At 68.0% G+C, this 20,288-nt stretch carries 18 protein-coding genes; 9 read left to right on the top strand and 9 right to left on the bottom strand.

The window, feature by feature from the left end:
- Positions 1-45: 45 nt before the first annotated feature.
- Positions 46-1,245, top strand: a complete 1,200-nt coding sequence (locus WS51_RS23985) for an acetyl-CoA C-acyltransferase (RefSeq protein ID WP_069229858.1) — start codon at positions 46-48, stop codon at positions 1,243-1,245.
- Between the two features lie 90 nt (positions 1,246-1,335).
- Complete coding sequence (locus WS51_RS23980; RefSeq protein ID WP_059447857.1) at positions 1,336-2,103, top strand: enoyl-CoA hydratase; 768 nt, start codon at positions 1,336-1,338, stop codon at positions 2,101-2,103.
- Positions 2,104-2,124: 21 nt separating this feature from the next.
- Here WS51_RS23980 and fdhD read toward each other — a convergent pair whose 3' ends face one another.
- Positions 2,125-2,955 carry a formate dehydrogenase accessory sulfurtransferase FdhD gene (fdhD, locus tag WS51_RS23975; protein WP_167358003.1) on the bottom strand — a complete coding sequence of 277 codons (831 nt, stop codon included), beginning with the start codon at positions 2,953-2,955 and terminating at the stop codon, positions 2,125-2,127.
- A 114-nt stretch (positions 2,956-3,069) separates the two neighbouring features.
- On the opposite strand from fdhD, the gene WS51_RS23970 reads away from it, so the two are divergent.
- The gene (locus WS51_RS23970; protein WP_059447856.1) at positions 3,070-3,552 is read left to right on the top strand and encodes a nitrate reductase associated protein; all 483 of its coding nucleotides are present in this window, start codon (positions 3,070-3,072) and stop codon (positions 3,550-3,552) included.
- Positions 3,553-3,580: 28 nt separating this feature from the next.
- On the opposite strand, the gene WS51_RS23965 is transcribed toward WS51_RS23970, so the two are convergent.
- On the bottom strand, positions 3,581-3,976 hold the full coding sequence (locus tag WS51_RS23965; protein WP_006485741.1) for an acyl-CoA thioesterase: 396 nt from the start codon (positions 3,974-3,976) through the stop codon (positions 3,581-3,583).
- Between the two features lie 175 nt (positions 3,977-4,151).
- Between WS51_RS23965 and WS51_RS23960 the strand changes: the two genes are divergently transcribed.
- On the top strand, positions 4,152-6,023 hold the full coding sequence (locus WS51_RS23960; RefSeq protein ID WP_069229857.1) for an ABCB family ABC transporter ATP-binding protein/permease: 1,872 nt from the start codon (positions 4,152-4,154) through the stop codon (positions 6,021-6,023).
- Between the two features lie 220 nt (positions 6,024-6,243).
- Here the strand turns inward: WS51_RS23960 and murU are convergent, their stop codons facing one another.
- Positions 6,244-6,966 carry an N-acetylmuramate alpha-1-phosphate uridylyltransferase MurU gene (gene murU / locus WS51_RS23955; protein WP_059506833.1) on the bottom strand — a complete coding sequence of 241 codons (723 nt, stop codon included), beginning with the start codon at positions 6,964-6,966 and terminating at the stop codon, positions 6,244-6,246.
- Between the two features lie 22 nt (positions 6,967-6,988).
- Positions 6,989-8,038, bottom strand: coding sequence for an aminoglycoside phosphotransferase family protein (locus WS51_RS23950; protein WP_059447853.1), 1,050 nt, complete (start codon positions 8,036-8,038; stop codon positions 6,989-6,991).
- A 223-nt stretch (positions 8,039-8,261) separates the two neighbouring features.
- On the opposite strand from WS51_RS23950, the gene WS51_RS23945 reads away from it, so the two are divergent.
- Genes WS51_RS23945 through rsmA form a run of 4 tightly spaced genes read left to right on the top strand, consistent with a single transcriptional unit; the run spans position 8,262 to position 13,919 of the window.
- The gene (locus tag WS51_RS23945) at positions 8,262-10,622 is read left to right on the top strand and encodes an LPS-assembly protein LptD (protein WP_069229856.1); all 2,361 of its coding nucleotides are present in this window, start codon (positions 8,262-8,264) and stop codon (positions 10,620-10,622) included.
- A 51-nt stretch (positions 10,623-10,673) separates the two neighbouring features.
- Entirely contained in the window at positions 10,674-12,032 is a 1,359-nt protein-coding gene (locus WS51_RS23940; protein WP_059447851.1) for a peptidylprolyl isomerase, read from the top strand.
- A gap of 11 nt (positions 12,033-12,043) precedes the next feature.
- The gene (pdxA, locus tag WS51_RS23935) at positions 12,044-13,033 is read left to right on the top strand and encodes a 4-hydroxythreonine-4-phosphate dehydrogenase PdxA (protein ID WP_059948706.1); all 990 of its coding nucleotides are present in this window, start codon (positions 12,044-12,046) and stop codon (positions 13,031-13,033) included.
- A gap of 55 nt (positions 13,034-13,088) precedes the next feature.
- Positions 13,089-13,919 carry a 16S rRNA (adenine(1518)-N(6)/adenine(1519)-N(6))-dimethyltransferase RsmA gene (gene rsmA, locus WS51_RS23930; RefSeq protein ID WP_069229855.1) on the top strand — a complete coding sequence of 277 codons (831 nt, stop codon included), beginning with the start codon at positions 13,089-13,091 and terminating at the stop codon, positions 13,917-13,919.
- A 123-nt stretch (positions 13,920-14,042) separates the two neighbouring features.
- Here rsmA and WS51_RS23925 read toward each other — a convergent pair whose 3' ends face one another.
- Complete coding sequence (locus tag WS51_RS23925; protein ID WP_059506828.1) at positions 14,043-14,978, bottom strand: DMT family transporter; 936 nt, start codon at positions 14,976-14,978, stop codon at positions 14,043-14,045.
- Between the two features lie 366 nt (positions 14,979-15,344).
- Here WS51_RS23925 and gloA point away from each other — a divergent pair, with 366 nt between their 5' ends.
- Positions 15,345-15,734, top strand: a complete 390-nt coding sequence (gene gloA, locus WS51_RS23920; RefSeq protein WP_059447847.1) for a lactoylglutathione lyase — start codon at positions 15,345-15,347, stop codon at positions 15,732-15,734.
- A gap of 108 nt (positions 15,735-15,842) precedes the next feature.
- Here gloA and WS51_RS23915 read toward each other — a convergent pair whose 3' ends face one another.
- The 4 genes from WS51_RS23915 to glyS are packed head-to-tail and all read right to left on the bottom strand — an operon-like array spanning position 15,843 to position 20,288.
- Positions 15,843-16,760, bottom strand: a complete 918-nt coding sequence (locus tag WS51_RS23915) for a M48 family metallopeptidase (protein ID WP_059506867.1) — start codon at positions 16,758-16,760, stop codon at positions 15,843-15,845.
- Between the two features lie 46 nt (positions 16,761-16,806).
- A complete protein-coding gene (locus WS51_RS23910) occupies positions 16,807-17,571 on the bottom strand; it encodes a lysophospholipid acyltransferase family protein (RefSeq protein ID WP_059447846.1) in 765 nt (254 codons plus the stop codon).
- 43 nt (positions 17,572-17,614) lie between these two features.
- The gene (gmhB, locus tag WS51_RS23905) at positions 17,615-18,178 is read right to left on the bottom strand and encodes a D-glycero-beta-D-manno-heptose 1,7-bisphosphate 7-phosphatase (RefSeq protein WP_059447845.1); all 564 of its coding nucleotides are present in this window, start codon (positions 18,176-18,178) and stop codon (positions 17,615-17,617) included.
- A gap of 10 nt (positions 18,179-18,188) precedes the next feature.
- Positions 18,189-20,288: a glycine--tRNA ligase subunit beta gene (gene glyS / locus WS51_RS23900; RefSeq protein WP_059545368.1), complete on the bottom strand. Its 2,100-nt coding sequence runs from the start codon at positions 20,286-20,288 to the stop codon at positions 18,189-18,191.

Here is a 20,288-nt window from a genome sequence, read left to right as displayed (position 1 = left end):
CGGAGCGCGCTTCGAAGGCTGCGCTTCGTCCGACAGGAGTTTGAAATGAGCAAACAATTGCAAGACGCATACATCGTCGCCGCCAGCCGCACGCCGATCGGCAAGGCTCCGCGCGGTGTCTTCAAGAACACGCGCCCGGACGAACTGCTGGTTCACGCGATCAAGTCGGCGGTCGCGCAGGTGCCCGGCCTCGACACGAAGGTGATCGAGGACGCGATCATCGGCTGCGCGATTCCCGAAGCCGAGCAGGGCCTGAACGTCGCGCGCATGGGCGCGCTGCTCGCGGGCCTGCCGCAGACGGTCGGCGGCGTGACGGTCAACCGCTTCTGCGCGTCGGGCATCACGGCGCTGGCGATGGCGGCGGACCGCATCCGTGTCGGCGAATCGGACGCGCTGCTCGCGGGCGGCTGCGAATCGATGAGCATGGTGCCGATGATGGGCAACAAGCCGTCGATGTCGCCGCACATCTTCGATCGCAGCGAGGATTTCGGCATTGCCTACGGGATGGGCCTGACGGCCGAGCGCGTCGCCGAGCAGTGGAAGGTGAGCCGCGAAGACCAGGATGCATTCTCGGTCGAGTCGCACCGCAAGGCGCTCGCCGCGCAGCAGGCCGGCGAGTTCGGCGACGAAATCGCCGCGTACACGATCACCGAGCGTTTCCCGAACCTCTCGACCGGCGAAGTCGACGTGAAGACGCGCGAGATCAAGCTGGACGAAGGTCCGCGCGCGGATACGTCGCTCGAAGGCCTCGCGAAGCTGCGCACGGTGTTCGCGAACAAGGGCTCGGTGACGGCCGGCAACAGCTCGCAGACGTCGGACGGCGCGGGCGCGCTGCTGGTCGTGTCGGAGAAGGTGCTCAAGGAATTCAACCTGACGCCGCTCGCGCGCTTCGTGAGTTTCGCGGTGCGCGGCGTGCCGCCGGAAATCATGGGCATCGGCCCGAAGGAAGCGATCCCGGCCGCGCTGAAGGCCGCCGGCCTGAAGCAGGACGATCTCGACTGGATCGAGCTGAACGAGGCATTCGCCGCGCAGTCGCTGGCGGTGATCCGCGATCTCGGCCTCGACCCGTCGAAGGTCAACCCGGTCGGCGGCGCGATCGCGCTTGGCCACCCGCTCGGCGCGACCGGCGCGATCCGCGCGGCGACCGTCGTGCACGGCCTGCGCCGGCGCAACCTGAAGTACGGGATGGTCACGATGTGCGTCGGCACCGGCATGGGTGCGGCGGGCATCATCGAACGCCTGTAAGCGGAGCGCGACAGTAGCGATCACGGTGCGCGAGCCACGAGCTTGCGCACCGTTTTTCATTCCGGAAGAAGAAAGTCAAAGGAGACGGTTGTGGCCGAAATTCAAGTGGAGCGCGCCGACGGCGTGATGACGATCACGATCGCCCGCCCGGCGAAGAAGAACGCGCTGACGGCGGCGATGTACCAGACGATGGCCGATGCGCTCGCCGACGCGCAGGAGGACAAGGCGGTCCGCGTGATCCTGCTGCGCGGCAGCGACGGCAACTTCAGCGCGGGCAACGATCTCGAGGATTTCCTGAAGTCGCCGCCGAAGGACGAGAACGCGTCGGTATTCCAGTTTCTCGCACGCATCAGCGGCGCGGCCAAGCCGATCGTCGCCGCGGTGCCGGGCATCGCCGTCGGCGTCGGCGTGACGATGCTGCTGCACTGCGATCTCGTCTATGCGGCCGACACCGCCGCGTTCTCGCTGCCGTTCGCGCAGCTCGGGCTGTGCCCGGAAGCCGCATCGAGCGTGCTGCTGCCGCGTCTGGCCGGCCATCAGGTCGCCGCCGAGAAGCTGCTGCTCGGCGAAGCGTTCGACGCGCTGGAAGCGCACCGCATCGGCATCGTCAACCGGGTGCTGCCGGCCGCCGAGCTCGACGCATTCGCGGCGAAGCAGGCCGCGAAACTCGCGGCGCTGCCGGCGTCGTCGCTGCGCGTCACGAAGGCGCTGTTGAAGGAGACGGGCGGGGTGGGCGTTGCCGAGCGGATGAAGGAGGAGGCCGGCCACTTCTCCGCGATGCTGCGTGCGCCGGAAGCACGCGAGGCGATGACCGCGTTCTTCGAGAAGCGCAAGCCGGATTTCCGTCAGTTCGACTGACGCCGCGATCGGACGGCCGGCTCAGGCCGTGCCGTAATCGACGTGGCCGGTTTCGCGGCAGAAACTGACCAGCCGCAGGCCGGCCGCCTTCGCGATCTCGATCGCGAGCGACGACGGCGCGGAGATCGTCGCGACCATCGGGATGCCGACCCGCGCCGACTTGCGCACCAGCTCGTAGCTCGCGCGGCTCGACAGGAACACGAAGCCGTCGGTTGCGTCCGCACGCGCGAGCACGAGCGAGCCGATCAGCTTGTCGAGCGCGTTGTGGCGGCCGACATCCTCGAACGCCATCCGGATCGCGCCCGTTGCGTCGCACCATGCGGCCGCGTGCAGGCCGCCGGTGAGACGCGTGAGCGCCTGGTGCACCGGCAGCGCATGGGCCGCGCGCGCGAGCGCATCGGGCGCGAGGCGCGCGAGGAAACCGGTGTCGGGCACGCGCTCGGGCGCGAGATCGAGCAGGTCGATGCTCTCGATGCCGCACACGCCGCAGCCGGTCCGGCCCGCGAGCGCGCGGCGGCGGTCCTTCAGCGCGGCGAACGCCTGCTGGACGACCTCCAGATGCACTTCCGCGTGCGGCAGCGGCGCGTCGGCGTGCAGGATCACCTCGATGTCCTTGATGTCGCTGCCGCGCTCGACGATCCCTTCCGAGATCGCGAAGCCGACCGCGAACGCCTCGAGGTCGCGCGGCGTGCACATCATCACCGCGTGCGAGATGCCGTTGAAGACCAGCGCGACCGGCCATTCCTGGCCGACGTAGTCGTGCGCGGTTTCGACGGCGCCGCCGCGCGTGCGGCGCACGGACAGCTCGATCGCGCCGCGCGGTTCTTCTGTTTCAGTCGGATTCACGAGCACTCCCGTTGATTCGATGCATGTGCGGCGACGATCGCGTGCGCCGCTTGCGCGCAGAGGTTCTAAAATACCTCAGGCAGGCCGGCCGCGCCGGCATCCGCCACTCAGGTAACGACCATGGGACTCAGCGACGCTCCGCTGCTATTCGATTTCGAACACGATTCGTCGGAAAACCTGACGTACATCCCGATGATCGTGCGTTTCAATCTCGACCGTTTCGGTCTGCGCATTTCCCTGGAGCAATGGCAGTTGCTGCCGCTCGAGGACCGCAAGCTGCTCGCGCGCTTTCCGGCCGACGACGACACCGCGATCGAGCCCAATTTCGATCACGCGCTGTTCGAAATGCTGCGCACGCACGCCGATCTCGAACCGTCGTGGTTCCAGCCGGACGAGCAGCCGAGCTGGCGCGTGACCGACTCGGTGCCCGACGCGCTCGTGCAGCAGAGCGCGCTGGCCGGGCTGCCGGCGCCCGCGCTCGCGCAGTGGCAGCGGCTCGCGCCGTTCCAGCGCTACGTGCTGATGAAGCTGTCGCGCAAGCCGACGCTCAATCACGACTTCGTGCCCGCGATGCGCGAATTCGGGTTGACGGCCACCCACTGACGGGCCGCGCGCGGCGCCGCGGCGTGGATCAGAGCGGCGGCAGTTGCCGCGGCTTGCGGTCGGGGCCGGTCGCGACGTAGGTGAGCGTTGCTTCGGTGACCTTCACGACTTCGCCCATCAGGCGCATGCGCTGCGCGTACACCTCGACGTCGACCGTGATCGACGTGTTGCCGGTGCGCATGATGGTGGCGTAGAAGCTCAGCAGATCGCCGACGAACACCGGCTGCTTGAACACGAACGAATTGACCGCGACCGTCGCGACGCGGCCGTTCGCGCGCTGGCTCGCAGGGATCGAGCCGGCGATGTCGACCTGCGACATGATCCAGCCGCCGAACACGTCGCCGTGGACGTTCGCGTCGTGCGGTTGCGGGACGACGCGCAGCGCGGGCTGTTTTTGCGGAAGTTCGAGGGTCGAATCGGTCATGGCGGAGGCTTTCATCCTGTAATAAGTGCGCCGCCACGCGCAGCCCGGCCGGCGAGGGCGCCGGCAGCGGCGCGTAGCGGCTTCTGCGACAATACAACGTTCGCAAATTGTACGAGAAAGCGGGCGAGCCGGCCGTCGCAGCAACGCGTGCCGCACCGCCGCCGATCCTTCCCCCATGCGCCGATATTCCGCTTCCGGCGAGCCCGCGCCGGCTCCGACCGGGCCTCGCAACGACTGGCAGACCATCCGGTCGCTGCTGCCGTACCTGACCACCTACAAATGGCGCGTCGCGCTCGCGCTCGGCTGCCTGATCGGCGCGAAGGTCGCGAACCTCGGCGTGCCGGTCGTGATGAAGCGCATCGTCGATCACTTGTCGGCCGTGCAGCAACTCACCGCGCTCGGGCGCGCGGAGCAATCGGCCGGCATCGTGCTCGCGGGCGGCGTCGGCCTGCTCGTCGTCGCGTATGCGCTCGTACGGCTGTCGACGTCGCTCTTTACCGAGCTGCGCGAAATCCTGTTCTCGAAGGTCACCGAGAGCGCGGTGCGCCAGCTCGCGCTGCAGGTGTTCCGGCATCTGCACGGGCTGTCGCTGCGCTACCATCTCGAGCGCCAGACGGGCGGCATGTCGCGCGACATCGAGCGCGGCACGCGCGGCATTCAGCAACTGATTTCCTATTCGCTGTACAGCATCCTGCCGACGCTCGTCGAGGTCGGCCTCGTGCTCGGCTTCTTCGTCGTGAAGTACGACGCGTACTACGCGTATGTGACGTTCGCGGCGCTCGTCACGTACATCGTGTTTACCGTGAAGGTCACCAACTGGCGCACGCACTTTCGCCGCACGATGAACGAACTGGATTCGCGCGCGAACTCGCGGGCGATCGATTCGCTGATCAACTACGAGACGGTGAAGTACTTCGGCAACGAGGAGTGGGAGGCGCAGCGCTACGACGAGAACCTGAAGCGCTACCGCAAGGCGGCGATCCGCTCGCAGAATTCGCTGTCGCTGCTGAACTTCGGCCAGCAGGCGATCATCGGCACCGGGCTCGTGTTCATCCTGTGGCGCGCGACGCAGGGCGTGCTGGCCGGCAAGCTGACGCTCGGCGATCTCGTGCTGATCAACACATTCATGCTGCAGCTGTACATCCCGCTGAACTTTCTCGGCGTCGTGTATCGCGAGCTGAAGCAGAGCCTGACCGACATGGACCGGATGTTCGGGCTGCTGTCGGCTGCGAAGGAAGTCGCGGACGCGCCCGACGCGCGGCCGCTCGCGGTCGCCGGCGCGCAGGTTCGCTTCGAGCACGTGAACTTCGCGTACGAAGCGTCGCGGCAGATCCTGCACGACGTGACCTTCACGATCGACGCGGGCACGACGACCGCCGTGGTCGGTCACAGCGGGTCGGGCAAGTCGACGCTGTCGCGCCTGCTGTTCCGCTTCTACGATCTGGACCGGCAGACGGGCGGCGCAATCCGGATCGACGGCCAGGACATTCGCGACGTCACGCAGGACTCGCTGCGCGCATCGATCGGGATCGTGCCGCAGGACACCGTGCTGTTCAACGATTCGATCTACTACAACATCGCCTACGGCCGGCCCACCGCGACCCGCGACGAAGTGATCGCGGCCGCGCGCGCCGCGCACATCCACGACTTCATCGAGAGCTTGCCGAAGGGCTATGACACGCCGGTCGGCGAGCGCGGGCTGAAACTGTCGGGCGGCGAAAAGCAGCGCGTCGCGATCGCGCGCACGCTGTTGAAGGATCCGCCGGTGCTGCTGTTCGACGAGGCGACGTCGGCGCTCGATTCGCGCTCGGAGCGCGCGATCCAGCACGAACTCGACCAGATCGCGCGGCACCGCACGACGCTCGTGATCGCGCATCGTCTGTCGACGGTCGTGCATGCGCAGCAGATTCTCGTGATGGATCACGGGCGCATCGTCGAGCGCGGCACGCATGATGAACTCGTGCGCGCGGACGGGCTGTATGCGCAGATGTGGGCGCTGCAGCAGCAGCGCGCGGCGGCGGGCGGGGAGGCGGCCGAGGCCGCGTGAATGCGTGCGTCGATGCCGTGCGGCGCGGCGCGGGAACGGCCGTTTCGCCGGCGATTCGCGATCGGGCGGCGTTGGGCCGTCACGACCGGATGATCGCGCGTCGCGACCGCCACACTATTTCGATGGTCGCCTGACGCCGATCGACCGGGCAATCATCGCCCTTTCCGGCCTTTGGCAGCCGCCGCGTCGCCGGATGGCCCGGCAGCCAGCCGCGAAAGGATCAGCGTGCTGCGGCGCGCAGCCGCGCGTCGAGCTCGCCGAGCTGCGCCGGCGTGCCGACGTTTTCCCAGATGCCTTCGTACAACTCGCCGCTCGCGCGGCCGGCCTCGATGGTCGCCTTGAAGTACGGCGTGAGCGGACGGTGGGTGCCCGGCACGATGTCGCGGAACATCCGCGTGTCGTACACGCCGATGCTGCCGAACGTGACGCGCGGGGCGCCGGCGAGCGCGAGCCGGCCGTCGTCGCAAAGCACGAAATCGCCGTCCGGATGGAACGGCGGGTTCGGCACCATCACGAGATGCATCCCCGGCGCGTCGAGCGCGGCCATCCGCGCGGCCCGGGCGGCGAGCGTCCGGTAGTCGAATGCGCAGTACACGTCGCCCGCGACCGCCGCGAACACCGTCGGACGGCCGTCGCGCTCGAGCAGCGGCAGCGCCTTCGCGATGCCGCCGGCGGTTTCCAGCGCGTCGCCTTCGGCCGAGTACGCGAGCCGCACGCCCCAGCGCGAGCCGTCGCCGAGGGTCGCCTCGAGCTGCTCGCCGAGCCATGCGTGGTTGATCACGATCGTTTCGATGCCCGCGCGCGCGAGTGCCTCGATCTGCCAGACGATCAGCGGCTTGCCGCCGGCTTCGAGCAGCGGCTTCGGGCGGGTGTCGGTCAACGGGCGCATCCGTTCGCCGCGCCCGGCGGCGAAGATCATCGCCGTGGTCAGGGTAGTGCTCATGTTCGGCTGAATGTGAGGGCGGTCAGAACGTATAGCCGACGTCGGCCGCGCCTTTGCCCTCGAGCTCGTCGAGCAGCTTCGCGAACGGCACGAGCGGGCGGTAGCGCAGCGCGACCTTGCGCGCATAGGCGAGGAAGCGCGGCAGGTCGTTCAGGTAATGCGGCTTGCCGTCGCGGTAGTTGATGCGCGCGAACAGGCCGAGGATCTTGATGTGGCGCTGCAGTCCCATCCACTCGAGCTGGCGGTAGAACTCGCCGAAGTCCGGATCGACCGGCAGGCCGGCCTTCTTCGCCTTTTCCCAGTAGTACGCGAAGCAGTCGAGCTCGAACTCCTCGTCCCAGCTGATGAACGCGTCGCGCAGCAGCGACACGACGTCGTATGTGAGCGGCCCGTACACGGCGTCCTGGAAGTCGAGCACGCCGGGGTTCGGCTCGCAGACCATCAGGTTGCGCGGCATGAAGTCGCGCAGCATGAAGCCCTGCGGCTGCGCATGGGCGCTCGCGACCAGCAGCGCGAAGGTGCGTTCGAGCGTGCCGCGCATCGCGTCGGTGACGGGCTTGCCCAGGTGCCGGCCGACGAACCATTCGGGCAGCAGCTCCATCTCGCGGCGCAGGAATGCCTCGTCGAACGGCGGCAGCACGTCGGGTTTCGAGCTCAGCTGGAAGCGGATCAGCGCGTCGAGCGCGTCGCGCATCAACGGGCGCGCCGCAACCGGATCGGCCGGATCGAGCACCGAGATGTACGATGTGCGGCCGAGGTCGGTCACGAGCATGAAGCCCGCGTCGAAATCGTGGGCCAGCACGTCGGGCACGTGATCGCCGGCCGCGGCGAGCAACTGCGCGACCTGAACGAATTCGCGACATTTCTCGGGGGGCGGCGCGTCGACCGCGATCAGCGAGCCGCCGGGGCGCGTGGCCGACGCGACCCGGAAATAGCGGCGGAAACTGGCGTCCGACGACGCGGGCGCGAGGGTCGACAGGTCGAGGGCGAAGCGCTCGGCGAGCGGGCGCAGCCACGCGGTCAGTGCGTCGAGGCGGGCGTCGGGCTGGGATGCGGCGGATGGGGGTGTCATGAAACTCGGCGGAGGGGGGAACGTCTTGCCATATAATACCCCACGACTTTTTTGACGCGCCCCGCGTCAGCTTGCGCCGTGCAGGCCCGCCGCCTGTCGCGCCGTCCGCCCGATCGCCTCCCCGGTTTGCGCTCAGCCGCAGTCGCGGTGCGACGGCGCGGCTCGCCGCGCGCGAATGTGCCGTGCCGGTGCGGTTGACAAGGGGCGATTCGCCAAACGATAGATGCCGCCCAAACCGCTATTCCCGAATGTCTTCCCCGGTGACGGGGCGCCGCGCAAACGGCGGCTCGCGCTCGCGCTCCTGGCCGTGCCCGGCCTCGTGCCGGCCGTGTCGCACGCGCAGCTGTCGGGCGCAGCCGCGCAGCCGCAGCCGCTCGACTCGCCGTGGGACCTGCGTCTCGCCCCGCAACTCGAGAATCATCCGCTGAAGGACGGCGCGAAGCCGGCCACCTTCGTGATCGCCGACCATACGAGCGGCACGGCCGATCAGGACCTGGCCGCGAAGGGTTCGGCCGAGCTGCGTCGCGGCGATGCGGTCGTGAAGGCCGACGCGATCCACTACGATCAGGATACCGACATGGCCGACGCGTACGGCCAGGTCAAGGTGGTCAACGGCGGCACGTCGTTCGCGGGCCCTGAGGCGCATCTGAAGGTCGAGGCGAACCAGGGCTTCATGACGGCGCCGAAGTACCACTTCAACGTGACGGGCGGGTCCGGCAGCGCGGAGCGCGTCGACCTGCTCGACAGCGAGCGCTCGGTGTTCGTCAACGGCACCTACACGGCGTGCCAGTGCGCGACGGACCCGGCGTGGTACATCAAGGGCAGCCGCTTCGACTTCGACACGGGCGCCGACGAAGGCACCGCGCGCAACGGCGTGCTGTTCTTCCAGGGCGTGCCGATCTTCGCGAGCCCGTGGATGACGTTCCCGCTGTCGGGCGAGCGCCGTAGCGGCTTGCTGCCGCCGACGTTCTCGATGAACTCGAGCAACGGGTTCGAGCTGTCGCTGCCGTACTACTTCAACATCGCGCCCAACCGCGACCTGACGATCACGCCGCACATCATTTCGCGGCGCGGCGTGCAGACGGAAGCGACGTTCCGCTACCTGTCGCCGTCGTATTCGGGCACGTTTACGGCCAATTACCTGCCGGACGACCGGCTCGCGCACCGCAACCGCTACGCGATCTACTGGCAGCACCAGCAGAACTTCGGCGGCGGTTTCGGCGGCTACGTCTACTACAACAAGGTCTCGGACAATACGTATCCCGAAGACCTTGGGTCGATGAACCAGTTCGTCAACGGGACGCAGACGCTGTACCAGCAGGAAGCCGGCCTCACGTACAACAACGGCCCGTGGTCGGTGCTCGCGCGCTATCAGCACTGGCAGACGCTGCCGCCGTCGATCGCGCCGTACAGCCGCGAGCCGCAGTTGAACGTGAAGTACACGAAGTACAACGTCGGGGGCTTCGACTTCGGCGCCGAAGCCGACTATTCGCGCTTCCGCATCACGACCGCCGATTCGACCGAAGGCGACCGGATCGCCTTCAATCCGTATATCGCGTACGGCGTGTACGGCCCCGGCTATTTCGTCGTGCCGAAGGTGCAGTATCACTTCGCTTCGTACGACCTGAACCATCTGTCGTCGAGCACGCCGAACAACCCGAAGCGCTTCACCGAGTCGATCCCGACCGTGAGCTTCGACTCGGGCCTGATCTTCGACCGCTCGGTGCGCCTGTTCGGCCAGGACTTCATCCAGACCCTCGAGCCGCGCCTGTACTACGTGTACACGCCGTATCGCGACCAGTCGAACGCACCGCTGTTCGACACCGCGGAATCGGACTTCGGCCTCGCGGAGATCTACCAGCCGAACACGTTCGTCGGCAACGACCGGATCGCCGACGCGAACCGGATCACGGCCGGGCTGACGTCGCGCTTCATCGACCCGCGCACGGGCGACGAGCGCGCGCGCTTCGTGGTCGCGCAGCAGTATTATTTCGCCGATCAGCGCGTGACGCTGAACTCGGGGCAATCGGCCGTGCAGGCCCGCCACTCGGACCTGATCGTCGGCGCGGCGCTGAAACTGGGCTCCGGCTTCATGTCGGAGACGGCGTTCCAGTACAACCAGAACAACAACCAGCTCGTGAAGTCGAGCGTCGGTTTCGGGTTCAGCCCGGGCGAGCGCAAGGTGATCAACGTCGGCTATCGCTACACGCGCGCGAACACCACGCTCGACGGCCAGCCGATCAACCAGTTCCTGGTATCCGCGCAGTGGCCGCTCACGCGTCGCCTGTACGCGATCGGCCGTTTCAATTACGACCTCGCGGGCGATCGCGTGGTCGACGGTCTGCTCGGCTTACAATACGACGCGGATTGCTGGGCGCTCGGGGTCGGCGTGCAGCGATTTGCGAACGGCATCAACTCGTCGGGACAGCAGAACTCGTCGACGCGATTCATGATGCAGCTGACGCTCAAGGGCTTGTCGACGATCGACAACGGCCTCGTGGCCGCATTCCGCGCCGGGGTGCCGGGCTACACGCCGCTGCCGTCCTCGCCGCCGCCGATGTCCCGCTTCAGCAACTACGAGTAACGCCGGCTTGTCTGCACCGGTCAGCACGATTTCAATGGAGTTCCAGTGGCAATGAAGAAAACCCTTCGTTTCGCGGCAGTCGTGTCCAGCCTTGCCGCCGCCGCCGCGCTGCTCGCCGCCGCGCCGGCCTCGGCGCAGGCGCTCGGGTCGCAAGGTGCGCAGCTCGCCGACGAAGTCGTCGCGGTCGTCAACAACGACGTGATCACGGGCCGCGAACTCGACCAGCGCGTCGGCCTGATCGCGCGCCGGCTGCAGCAGCAGAACGCACCCGTGCCGCCGGCCGATCAGTTGCGCGCGCAGGTGCTGAACCAGATGGTGCTCGAACGCATCCAGGTGCAGAAGGCCAAGGACGACGGGATCCGCATCGACGACGCGACCGTGCAGTCCACGCTGCAGCGCCTCGCGCAGGCGAACGGGATGACGCTCGACCAGTACCGCGCGCGGATCGTCGCGCAAGGCGTGCCCTGGAGCGTGTTCACGAGCGACGCGCGTACCGAGCTGATGCTGTCGAAGCTGCGCGAGCGCGAGGTGGACGGCAAGATCACCGTGTCGGACGCCGAGGTCGCGAACTACATCGCGAGCCAGCGCGGGCCGAACGCGTCGCAGCAGCAGGACCTGCGCTTCCAGCACATCTTCATCAAGGCACCGACCAACGCGCCGCAGGCCGAGATCGAAGCCGCGCAGAAGAAGGCCGAAGCGCTGCTGCAGCAGGCCACGTCGGGCGCCGACTTCGAGAAGCTCGCGAAGAGCAACTCGGAAGCGAACGACGCGAAGAAGGGCGGCGATCTCGGCTTCAAGGCACCGTCCGCGTTGCCGGCCGACGTCGTCGAGGCTGCATCGAAGCTGCGCCCGGGGCAGGTCAACCCGACGCTGATCCGCGTGCCGGACGGCTTCGAGATCGTGCGTCTCGTCGACCGCCGCCAGAGCCAGGGCGCGACCGCCGCGGCACCGAAGATCGTCCAGACGCACGTGCGCCACATCCTGTTGCGTGTCGGCGAAGGCAAGTCGGAAGGCCAGGCGCGCCAGCAGCTGCAGGACATCCGCCGCCAGGTCGAGGCGGGCGGCGATTTCGCGAAATTCGCGCGCACCTACTCGCAGGACGGTTCGGCGTCGCAGGGCGGCGATCTCGGCTGGATCAGCCCGGGCGAGACCGTGCCCGAATTCGAGCGCGCGATGAACAACCTGCAGGACGGCCAGATCAGCCAGCCGATTCGTACCGAGTACGGCTACCACCTGATTCAGGTGATGGAGCGCCGCGAGGCGGAAGGCTCGGTGCAACAGCAGATGGATATCGCGCGCCAGGCGATCGGCCAGCGCAAGGCCGAGCAGGCGTACGCCGACTGGCTGCGCGAACTGCGCGATTCGTCGTACGTGCAGTACAAGATCGGCGGCGTCGGCCCGGCGAACTGAGCGAGCTTCACATGACGGCATCCGCGCTGCAGATCGCGATCACGACCGGCGAACCCGCGGGTGTCGGCCCGGAGCTGACCGTGCAGGCGTTGCAGGATGCCGCGCGGCGCTGGCCGGGCGCGCATTTCACCGTGCTCGGCGACGCCGCGCTGCTCGACGCGCGCGCGGCGGCCGTCGGTGCCGACCGAGCGGTGCTCGCCGGCGGCGGGCCGGTGTCGGTCGAGCATCATCCGCTTGCCGTGCCCGCGCGGGCCGGCACGCTCGACGCGGCCAACGGCCGCTACGTGCTCGCGCTGCTCGATGCCGCGATCGACGGCGCGATGGCGGGCCGCTTCGACGCGATCGTCACCGCGCCGCTGCAGAAGAGCACGATCAACGATGCCGGCGTGCCGTTTACCGGCCATACCGAATACCTTGCGGAACGCACGCACACACCGCGCGTCGTGATGATGCTGGCGGGCACGGGCGTGCGGCCGCTGCGCGTGGCGCTCGCGACCACGCACTTGCCGCTGAAGGACGTGTCGGCCGCCCTGACGATCGACGGGCTCGTCGAGACGCTGGCGATCGTCGATCGCGACCTGCGGCGCGACTTCGGCCTCGCATCGCCACGCATCCTCGTGACCGGGCTCAACCCGCACGCGGGCGAGAACGGCTATCTCGGGCGCGAGGAGATCGACGTGATCGCGCCGGCGCTCGCGCGCGCGCAAGCGCAGCGCATCGACGCGCGCGGCCCGTATCCGGCCGACACGCTGTTCCAGCCGCGCTATCTCGAGAATGCGGATTGCGTGCTCGCGATGTTCCACGATCAGGGCTTGCCCGTGCTGAAGTATGCGACCTTCGGCGAGGGCATCAACGTCACGCTCGGGCTGCCGATCATTCGCACGTCGGTCGATCACGGCACCGCGCTCGATCTCGCCGGCACGGGCCGCGCAGATCCGGGCAGCATGGTCGCCGCGCTCGACACGGCCGTTACGATGGCGCGCCATCGCCGCGCGGCCTGACGCGCACGGGCCCGGGCCTGACCTCATTCGTCGTATTTTTCGTTTTTCTCAGTCGATGTCGAACAGCAGACAGCACCAAGGCCACTTCGCGCGCAAGCGCTTCGGGCAGAACTTCCTCGTCGATCACGGCGTGATCGACTCGATCGTTGCGACGATCGGCCCCGCGCGCGGCCAGCGCATGGTCGAGATCGGCCCCGGCCTCGGCGCGCTGACCGAGCCGCTGATCGCGCGTCTCGCAACGCCCGAGTCGCCGCTGCATGCGGTCGAGCTCGACCGCGACCTGATCGGGCGCCTGCAGCAGCGCTTCGGCGCACTGCTGGAGTTGCACGCGGGCGACGCGCTCGCGTTCGACTTCGGCTCGCTCGCGGCACCTGGCGACAAGCCGTCGCTGCGCATCGTCGGCAACCTGCCGTACAACATTTCCAGCCCGCTGCTGTTTCATCTGATGACGTTCGCCCACGTGGTCATCGACCAGCATTTCATGCTGCAGAACGAGGTCGTCGAACGGATGGTCGCCGAGCCGGGCACGAAGGCGTTCTCGCGGCTGTCGGTGATGCTGCAGTACCGCTTCGTGATGGACAAGATGCTCGACGTGCCGCCGGAGTCGTTCCAGCCGCCGCCGAAGGTCGATTCGGCGATCGTCCGGATGATTCCGTACGAGCCGCACGAACTGCCGGACGTGGATCCCGTGCTGCTCGGCGAAGTGGTCACCGCGGCGTTCTCGCAACGTCGGAAGATGCTGCGCAACACGCTCGGCGACTATCGCGAGTCGATCGATTTCGACGGGCTCGGCTTCGACCTCGCGCGACGTGCGGAGGATGTGAGCGTGGCCGAATACGTCGGCGTCGCGCAGGCGCTTGCGAAGGTGCGCAAGCCCGCGGAGTAACCGGACCACGCGGGCCGCGCGCGCGCGGTGCGCGCCGGCCCGAGATTCACGAGGCTGCCCCGATGGGCAGCCTTTTTGTTTGCCGCGCCATGCTCGCCGAGGCCGGAGCGCGGCCTGGCGGCGTTACGCGCGCCCGCGCGGCGGCGCGTTGACGAGCGCGATTCCGGTCAGCACCAGCGCGGCCGCGGACATGAAGCGCCAGCCGACCGATTCGCCGAGCAGCAGCACGCCGAACGCGACGCCGAACAACGGCGACAGGAACGTGAACACCGACAGCCGCGACGCGCTGTAGCGCGTCAGCAACCAGAACCACGACAGATAGCTGACGAACGCGACGATCACCGACTGGTACGCGAGGCTCGCGAGCGCGATCGGCGTGACCTGCGCGAACGACATCTGGCCGAGCAGTGCGGCGAGCGCGATCAGCACGACGGCCGACACCGCGAGCTGGTAGAACAGCGTCTTGCTTGCGCTGGCACGCGCGAGCGACGTCGAGCGCACGACGACCGTCGTCGCGGCCCACATCGCGCCGCCGAGGATGCCGAGCGCGTCGCCGGCCAGCCCGGCCAAGACCGATGCGCCGGGTGTGCGCGGCTTGAGGAAGCCGTCCGCGAATGCAAGCGCGATACCGGCGAACGCGAGGCCGACGCCGGCCCACTGGACGCGCTGCAGCCGCTCGCCCGGCGCGAACAGGTGCAGGCCGAGCGCGGTGAAGCACGGTGCCGTGTACAGGAAGATCGCCATGTGCGACGCGCTCGTCAGTGTCAGCCCGAAGAACACGCAGACGAACTCGCCGGCGAACAGCGCACCGGCCGCGATACCCGCGCCGAGCGTGCCGTCCGCGCGGAACAGCGGTGTGCCGCGCGAGCGCGCCCAGCACCAAAGCAGGAGCGCGGCGATCACCGAGCGCAGCCCGGCCTGAAACATCGGCGGGATCGCCGCGTTCGTGCTCTTGATCGCGACCTGCTGGAAGCCCCAGATCGCGCAGAGCAGCAGCATCACGCCGATGGCGCGCGTGTCGAGCGTGCGGCGCGCGGGCGTGCCGGCGAGCGCGGTCATCGGCGGACCTCCGCGATGCGGCGGCAACGGGGCACGGACATGGGCAGCGGCGGACGGATGTCGCGTCCGGCGCGCTCGATTCGGCGGTTTCGCACGGCAGGGTGTGGCTGAAAGAGAAGGTGGTCGCGTTCGAGCGGCGGACGGGATGCCCGCTTTTGGTGCGAGGTGGGACGATGTTACCCGATCGGCGGACTTGCCGGGGCCGTCGGGCACCCGTGACGACTGGCGCCGCACGCGCATCACGCATCGCGCACGCCGTGCGGATGCCCGCTAGCGGCCATGGCGGCGCACGGGGCGCCGGCGGCGGGATTCACGCGACTCCGGTAGAATTTCCGCTTCTGGAAAGTCCCCACAGGAGTACAACACATGCGTTTGCTGCATACGATGCTGCGAGTCGGCGATCTCGACCGCTCGATCAAGTTCTATACCGAATTGCTCGGCATGAAGCTGCTGCGTCGCGAGGATTATCCGGAAGGCAAGTTCACGCTCGCGTTCGTCGGGTATGAGGCGGAAAGCACGGGCACCGTGATCGAGCTCACCCATAACTGGGATACGCCGTCCTACGATCTCGGCAACGGTTTCGGCCATCTGGCGCTGGAAGTCGACGACGCGTACGCGGCCTGCGACCGGATCAAGGCGCAAGGCGGCAAGGTGACCCGCGAGGCGGGCCCGATGAAGCACGGCACGACCGTGATCGCATTCGTCGAGGATCCGGACGGCTACAAGATCGAGTTCATCCAGAAGAAGGCGCACTGAGCGCGCAATGAACGGCGCGCGACGCACGACAGGCGTCGCGGGCAACGAAAACGGGCGATGCGGAGGAATCCGCATCGCCCGTTCGTATTTTTGGTTTGATCGATCGCGTTACAGCGCCGGCAGCAGCTCGGGCGGGTGATGCTTGAGCGTGTGACGCGCTTCGCGGAATTCCGGGAAGATCGATTCGACGGTCTGCCAGAAGGCCGGGCTGTGATTCATTTCGCGCAGATGCGACAGCTCGTGCGCGACGACGTAGTCGATGATCGACATCGGGAAGTGAATCAGCCGCCAGTTCAGCCGGATCTTGCCGTCGCTCGAGCAGCTGCCCCAGCGCGTCGCGGCCGACGACAGCGCAACCATCGAATACGTGACGCCGAGCTTTTGCGCGTAGACGACGAGGCGTTCGCCGAAGATCCGCTTCGCTTCGCCCTGGAGCCAGCCCTGCACGCGATCCTTGATCTGCTGCATGTCGGCTTGCGCGGGCAACGGCAGCGACAGGCGCTGCGCATCGGCGTCGAATGCGAGCGCACCGGCGCCGAGCGCGATCGTGATCGTCTTGCCGAGATACGGAAGTTGCGCGCCGTCGCGCCAGTCGATCTGCGGCAGCGCGCGCTGCTCGGTGCGGGTCTTCCACTCCGCGAGCTTTGCGAAGATCCAGCGTTGCTTCTCGGCGATGGCGGCTTCGATATCGGCGAGCGTGACCCAGCGCGGCGCGGTGATAGACAGCCCGCTGCCGTCGATCGTGAATCCGATCGTGCGGCGCGCGGAGCGCTTCAGCCGATATTCGAGCACACGGCTGTCGATTGCGAGCGTGCGGACGCGGGAGCGATCGGGCGCGGGGCCAGGATCGAGCGGCGCGGCGGGCATCGCGGGCGCCGCAGCCGCTTCAGGCGGCGACGGCGGTGCGGCGGGCACCGGCGACGCCGGCGGCGCCGACGATGCGGCCGGCCCGTCGAAGAGCGGCAGGTCCATCTGGCGATGATCGAGGGCCACGACGGCAGGCCGTGGCCGCGGACGCTTTTTCATCAGTTCGCTTCGTTTCGTCGTTCGCAACGGCTGCAATCCGGGTGACTCAGACGCGCGCGGCATCGCGCGCGCCGGCATTGCCCGGCTGGCGATAGGCATCGGGATCGATGCGGCGCATTTCCGCTTCGATCCATGCTTCGACCTGCGAGTTCAATACGTCGGGCGTCTTGCCGTCGACCGGAATCGGCTTGCCGATCGACACGGTGACGACGCCCGGGAATTTCGTGAACGAATTGCGCGGCCACACGTGACCGGCATTGTGCGCGATCGGCACGACCGGCGTGCCGGTTTCGATCGCGAAGCGCGCGCCGCCCGTCTTGTACTTGCCCTGCTTGCCGACCGGCGTGCGCGTGCCTTCCGGAAACATGATCATCCACGCGCCTTCGGACAGGCGCTTTTTGCCCTGGCGGATCACCGACGCGAACGCGTTCTTGCCTTCCTTGCGGTTGATGTTGACCATGTGCAGCAGCCCGAGCGCCCAGCCGAAGAACGGCACGTACAGCAGTTCGCGCTTGAACACGTAGCAGAGCGGCTTGGGCATCAGCGCCGGAAACGCGAGCGTCTCCCACGCGGACTGGTGCTTCGACAGCAGCACGGCCGGGCCGTCGGGCAGGTTTTCCATCCCTTCGATCCGGTAGCGGATGCCGTTCAGCCAGCGTACGACCCACAGCGTCGACTTGCACCAGCCGGCCGCCATCCAGTAACGCGCGTCGGGACGCATGAACGGGAACGCGATGAAGCACGCGGTGGCGTAAGGCACCGTGTACACGATGAAGTAGATCAGCAGCAGCAGGGAGCGGACGAAGCGCATCGGCGTGAGTCTGACAGTAGGGAGGATGCGCGCGGCGGCCGCATCACTCGTGTTCGTGTGAAAGGAAGTCGAGCGCGAACGCGCGCAGGTCGTCGTGGACCTTCGTGCCGGCCGGCAGATTGCCCGCGGCGAGCGTTTTCTTGCCCTTGCCGGTCAGCACGAGGTGCGGCTGGAAGCCGACCGCGACGCCGGCCTGCAGGTCGCGCAGGGAATCGCCGACGGCCGGCGTGTGACCGGGATCGGCCTCAAAGCGCTCGGCGATCATCTGCATCATGCCGGGTTTCGGCTTGCGGCACTCGCAGTGGTCTTCCGACACGTGCGGACAGAAGAACACCGCGTCGATGCGTGCGCCGACGGCGGCCGCCGCGCGATGCATCTTCAGGTGCATCGCGTTGAGCGCGGCCATGTCGAACAGCCCGCGGCCGATGCCGGACTGGTTGGTCGCGACGACCACGCGGTAGCCCGCGTGGTTGAGTCGTGCGATCGCCTCGAGGCTGCCGGGCAGCGCGATCCACTCGTCGGGCGTCTTGATGAACGCATCCGAATCGACGTTGATCACGCCGTCCCGGTCGAGGACGACGAGCTTGCGGTTGGGGCTGGTCGGCATCGTTCGGCCCTTATGCGGCGAGCTTCGAGATGTCGGCGACGCAGTTCATCTGCTGATGCAGCGCGGCGAGCAGCGCAAGGCGGTTCGCGCGCAGCGCGGGATCCTCGGCGTTGACCATCACGTCGTTGAAGAACGTGTCGACCGGCGCGCGCAGCGCGGCGAGCGCCGACAGCGCGCCCGTGTATGCCCGCGCCTCGAGCTGCGACTGCACGTGCGGCGTCACGGCCGCGAGCTGTTCGTGCAGCGCCTTTTCGGCGGCCTCGACGAGCAGCGTCGGCTGCACCGCGCCGTTCGCGCCGCCTTCCGATTTCTTCAGGATGTTCGTGATCCGCTTGTTCGCGGCCGCGAGCGCTTCGGCTTCCGCGAGGCGCGTGAACTCGCGCACCGCGTCGAGGCGCGCGACGAGATCGTCGACGCGCGTCGGGTTCAGGCTCAGCACCGCATCGACTTCGCCGGCCGTGTAGCCGCGTTCGCGCAGCAGGCCGCGCAGGCGATCCATGAAGAATGCGAAGATCGCGTCGGTCGATTCCGCGACGCCCGGCACGCCCTCGAAACGCGCATGGGCCGTGCGCAGCAGCGACACGAGATCGAGCGGCAGTTGCTTCTCGACGAGCAGGCGCAGCACGCCGAGCGCGTGACGGCGCAGCGCGAACGGATCTTTCTCGCCGGTCGGCGCGAGGCCGATGCCCCAGATGCCGACGATCGTCTCGAGCTTGTCGGCCAGCGCGACGGCGGTGGACACCGGCGTGGTCGGCAGCGCATCGCCGGAGAAACGCGGCTGGTAGTGCTCGGCGCATGCGAGCGCGACGTCGTCGGGCTCGCCGTCGTGGCGCGCGTAGTACGTGCCCATCGTGCCCTGCAGCTCCGGGAACTCGCCGACCATGTCGGTCAGCAGGTCGGCCTTCGCGAGGCGCGCGGCGCGCTTCGCGTGCGCGGCGTCGGCGCCGATCGCGGGCGCGATCTCGCCGGCCAGCGCTTCGAGGCGCTCGACGCGCGCGAGCGCCGAACCGAGCTTGTTGTGATAGACGACGTTCGCGAGCAGCGGCACGCGTTCGGCGAGCGGCTTCTTCTTGTCCTGCTCGAAGAAGAACTTCGCATCTGCCAGGCGCGGGCGCACGACGCGCTCGTTGCCTTCGACGATTTCCTCGGGCGTCTTCGTCTCGATGTTCGACACGATCAGGAAGCGCGAGCGCAGCTTGCCGGCGATGTCGGTCAGCGCGAAGTATTTCTGGTTCGTCTGCATCGTGAGGATCAGGCATTCCTGCGGAACCTGCAGGAATTCGTCCTCGAAGCGGCACGGATAGACGACCGGCCATTCGACCAGCGACGTCACTTCGTCGAGCAGCGCTTCGGGCATCACGACGGTGTCGCCGTTCGCGTGCTCGTTCAGCTGCGTGCGGATCGTTTCGCGGCGATCGGCGAAGTGCGCGATCACGCGGCCCTTGTCGCGCAGCGTGTCGGCATACGCGCGCGCATGCTGGATCGCGACGAGGCCGTCGGACAGGAAGCGGTGGCCGAGCGTGGTGTCGCCGGCATCGACGCCGAACGCGGTGACGGGCACGATGCGATCGTCGTGCAGCACCGTCAGGCGATGCACCGGGCGCACGAACTTCACGTCGGTGCCGTCCGGACGCTGGTAGGTCATGACCTTCGGGATCGGCAGCTTCTCGAGCGTTTCGTCGAGCGCGGCCTGCAGGCCGTCGGCGAGGGTCGCGCCGGCCGCCGAGTAGTTGACGAAGAACGCTTCGGCCTTGCCGTCCTGCGCGCGCTCGAGATCGGCGATCGTCAGGTTCGGATGGCCGAGCGCCGCGAGTTTCTTCGCGAGCGGGGCGGTCGGCTTGCCGTCGGCGTCGAGCGCGACGGACACGGGCAGGACCTTTTCGCGGACCTGCTTTTCAGGTGCGACGGCGCGCACGTTCTGCACGACGACCGCGAGGCGGCGCGGCGTGGCATAACGTTCGAATACGAGTTCGCCTTCGACGAGGTCGCGCGCCGCGAGGCGTTGTGCGAGACCTTCGGCGAATGCGTCGCCGAGGCGCGCGAGGGCCTTCGGCGGCAGCTCTTCGGTCAGCAGTTCGACGAGCAGGGGGGCGGGATGATTGTGCGTCAT

Origin of the sequence: Burkholderia territorii (assembly GCF_001718335.1) — a bacterium.
GTDB lineage: Bacteria > Pseudomonadota > Gammaproteobacteria > Burkholderiales > Burkholderiaceae > Burkholderia > Burkholderia territorii.
The sequence above is the reverse complement of the archived record's forward strand: the minus strand, read 5'-3'. Positions and strand labels throughout refer to the sequence as shown.

Coding starts and splice junctions, on each gene's coding strand:
- WS51_RS23985 (WP_069229858.1), top strand. CDS start 46: ATGAGCAAACAATTGCAAGACGCATACATCGTCGCCGCCAGCCGCACG.
- WS51_RS23970 (WP_059447856.1), top strand. CDS start 3,070: ATGGGACTCAGCGACGCTCCGCTGCTATTCGATTTCGAACACGATTCG.
- WS51_RS23965 (WP_006485741.1), bottom strand. CDS start 3,976: ATGACCGATTCGACCCTCGAACTTCCGCAAAAACAGCCCGCGCTGCGC.
- WS51_RS23960 (WP_069229857.1), top strand. CDS start 4,152: ATGCGCCGATATTCCGCTTCCGGCGAGCCCGCGCCGGCTCCGACCGGG.
- murU (WP_059506833.1), bottom strand. CDS start 6,966: ATGAGCACTACCCTGACCACGGCGATGATCTTCGCCGCCGGGCGCGGC.
- WS51_RS23950 (WP_059447853.1), bottom strand. CDS start 8,038: ATGACACCCCCATCCGCCGCATCCCAGCCCGACGCCCGCCTCGACGCA.
- WS51_RS23945 (WP_069229856.1), top strand. CDS start 8,262: ATGCCGCCCAAACCGCTATTCCCGAATGTCTTCCCCGGTGACGGGGCG.
- WS51_RS23940 (WP_059447851.1), top strand. CDS start 10,674: ATGAAGAAAACCCTTCGTTTCGCGGCAGTCGTGTCCAGCCTTGCCGCC.
- pdxA (WP_059948706.1), top strand. CDS start 12,044: ATGACGGCATCCGCGCTGCAGATCGCGATCACGACCGGCGAACCCGCG.
- rsmA (WP_069229855.1), top strand. CDS start 13,089: ATGTCGAACAGCAGACAGCACCAAGGCCACTTCGCGCGCAAGCGCTTC.
- WS51_RS23925 (WP_059506828.1), bottom strand. CDS start 14,978: ATGACCGCGCTCGCCGGCACGCCCGCGCGCCGCACGCTCGACACGCGC.
- gloA (WP_059447847.1), top strand. CDS start 15,345: ATGCGTTTGCTGCATACGATGCTGCGAGTCGGCGATCTCGACCGCTCG.
- WS51_RS23915 (WP_059506867.1), bottom strand. CDS start 16,760: ATGAAAAAGCGTCCGCGGCCACGGCCTGCCGTCGTGGCCCTCGATCAT.
- WS51_RS23910 (WP_059447846.1), bottom strand. CDS start 17,571: ATGCGCTTCGTCCGCTCCCTGCTGCTGCTGATCTACTTCATCGTGTAC.
- gmhB (WP_059447845.1), bottom strand. CDS start 18,178: ATGCCGACCAGCCCCAACCGCAAGCTCGTCGTCCTCGACCGGGACGGC.
- glyS (WP_059545368.1), bottom strand. CDS start 20,288: ATGACGCACAATCATCCCGCCCCCCTGCTCGTCGAACTGCTGACCGAA.